The organism is Bradyrhizobium sp. JR4.1 (assembly GCF_040548605.1).
GTDB classification, from domain to species: domain Bacteria; phylum Pseudomonadota; class Alphaproteobacteria; order Rhizobiales; family Xanthobacteraceae; genus Bradyrhizobium; species Bradyrhizobium canariense.
The window spans coordinates 1-2,105 of record NZ_JBEPRY010000072.1; the positions used below are offsets into that span (position 1 = coordinate 1).

3 protein-coding genes are annotated in these 2,105 nt (G+C 61.2%); all 3 read right to left on the bottom strand.

What is annotated here, in order from left to right; genetic code table 11:
• A partial coding sequence (tnpC, locus tag ABIB90_RS41515) for an IS66 family transposase (protein WP_354202969.1) occupies nucleotides 1-1,163 on the bottom strand: 1,163 nt, incomplete at its 3' end.
• Between the two features lie 52 nt (nucleotides 1,164-1,215).
• A complete protein-coding gene (tnpB, locus tag ABIB90_RS41520; RefSeq protein WP_354202970.1) occupies nucleotides 1,216-1,569 on the bottom strand; it encodes an IS66 family insertion sequence element accessory protein TnpB in 354 nt (117 codons plus the stop codon).
• Nucleotides 1,550-2,023, bottom strand: a complete 474-nt coding sequence (gene tnpA / locus ABIB90_RS41525) for an IS66-like element accessory protein TnpA (RefSeq protein ID WP_354202971.1) — start codon at nucleotides 2,021-2,023, stop codon at nucleotides 1,550-1,552. The genes tnpB and tnpA overlap by 20 nt, the downstream gene beginning before the upstream one ends.
• Between the last annotated feature and the right edge of the window lie 82 nt (nucleotides 2,024-2,105).

Genomic DNA, 2,105 nt, shown 5'->3' on the forward strand with positions numbered 1-2,105 from the left:
CGGAAGCGGCGAATGCATTGATCTGGCGTTTCGCCTCTGTCTGGTTTTTCGTCCCGCGCCTGCCTTTCAACCCGGTAAATCTGTTCGAAGAACCGCAGCGCCTGCTCGGGCGGACCGCCGCCCTTCTTCCTCGCCTTGAGGGCATCGACAAAGCGCCGTCGGGAGTGGGCCATGCATCCAATGTGGGTGGCCCCTTCCAGCGTGCGCCATGCGGTATAGCCGTCACTCATCACGATGCCACGGTAATCGCCGAGGAAGGCCTGCGGGTGGATCTGGCCGCGGCCCGGCTGATAATCCAGAAGAACGATGGGCTCGTGACTGCCCTGGCCGCTGCGATAAGCCCACATGTACGATGTGCTGGTGGCTTTTTTGTCCTTCTCCTTGAGGACCTGAACCGTCGTCTCGTCGCCATGGATGAGAGGTTGCAATCTGAGCCGCAGCTTCAGGGCGTCTGAGATGCGATGCAGATGCTTCTCGCTCGAGCCGATCACCCAGTGACCCAAAGCGCCGCGGCTGACAGGAACACCTGCGCGTTCGAAGGCCTGCGCCAGACGGTAGAGCGGCGTGCCATCGACATATTTGTGAACCAGCGCGAACGCCAGCGTTGAGGCCGTGGCAACGCTGCCCGGCAAGGGCTGCGTCGGCATCGGCGCGGTCACGACAGGGGCATTGATCCCGGTGCGATCGCAATGGCGGCACCCATATTTGAAGCGCACATTCTGTAAAACCTTCGCCTTCACCTCGATATGAAGTTGCTCGGTGACAGTCTCGCCCATGCGATGCATCTGGCCACGGCAGCAAGGACACGCCTTCTGATCGTCGGGCAGGTCATACTCGACCCGCTCACGCGGCAGGTTCGCCGGCAGCGGTCTGCGGCCGCGCTTCTTTCCCGTTGTGCTTTCGACGGGTGGCAAGCCCGTGTCCGGAAGTTCGGCGATATTGTCCGTTTCGCTGCCGGCATCATCCTCGTCGGCGGCCTGCTCGGCTTCATTGAACAGACGGTCCACGTGCTTTTCGCTGCGCGGCGCAAAACGATGCAGGCGTGCCAGCGCCAGTTCTTCCTCGAGCCTGACGACGCGCTCCGTGAGCTGACGATTCTCCACCTGCAGCGCAGCAATGCGCGCCAACAGCGCTTCGACACTCGGTTCGCCGGTTCGATTCATCGGATTCTTGAATCTGAACCGTACCGACGCGTCAACCGCTCAACTCGAGAGCTCAGCCGGCAACCTGATATTGCCGCACCGGATGGCGGACCATCGCATCGATATCGATGCCGTCAAGTATCCAGTGCAATTGCTCGGTCGTCAGCGTGACGACCGCCTCCTGGCGGCGCGGCCATCGGAACTTGTCCTCGGTCAGCCGCTTCAGGACCAGCACAAAGCCGGACCGGTCGAAGAACAGCAACTTCATCCGGTCGCTACGGCGATTGCAGAACGCAAAAACCGCCGGAGCGAACGGATCGAGCGCCATCGTCTCCTGGACCAGAACCGCAAGGCTGTTGATGCCAGCTCGGAAGTCGATCGGCTCACGGTGCAGATAGACCTGCAGGTCACCGCCCAGTCTGAACATGGCCCAGGGCTCCGATGATCGCAGTCAATGCATCCACATCGCCGCATTCCAGCGCGACCTTCACGCCGTTCGGCAGCGACGCGCTCACTTTGGCCGGAGAACAAAAAGCTGTAGTCCCCTTGGGTTCCGACCCCCGCACTTCATCGCAAGCCGCCGGCAAACCCACCATCGCCACGCTGCTCCCCCGCGACAGGGCGCGATCGGAAGCCCCCTCAAGTTGAACCGGGATGAACGCCGATGGGGAAGACCGCGGGAGAGACCTGGTCGCGGTGTGCTTCTTGATCCATTTGCGAAGCAGGTTCGCGTTGACCCCGTGTTCGAGCGCAAGTCTCGATACCGAAACGCCAGGCTCAAGACAACTCGCGACAAGACGCTCCTTCGATGCTGCCTCGTAGCGCCGGCGACCGTTCCGACCAACAAGCCTGACCCGCAGTTTCTGATCTTCGTCTGCCATCACAAGGTGTCCACCTATTTTGGTGGACACCTCATGCATCAGAGCACTCAAAAGCAAAAGGTGCAGGGAAATTCGCGCTTAC

Excerpts from the sequence above, each read along its gene's own strand:
- tnpB (WP_354202970.1), bottom strand. The coding sequence starts at position 1,569 with ATGTTCAGACTGGGCGGTGACCTGCAGGTCTATCTGCACCGTGAGCCG.
- tnpA (WP_354202971.1), bottom strand. The coding sequence starts at position 2,023 with ATGGCAGACGAAGATCAGAAACTGCGGGTCAGGCTTGTTGGTCGGAAC.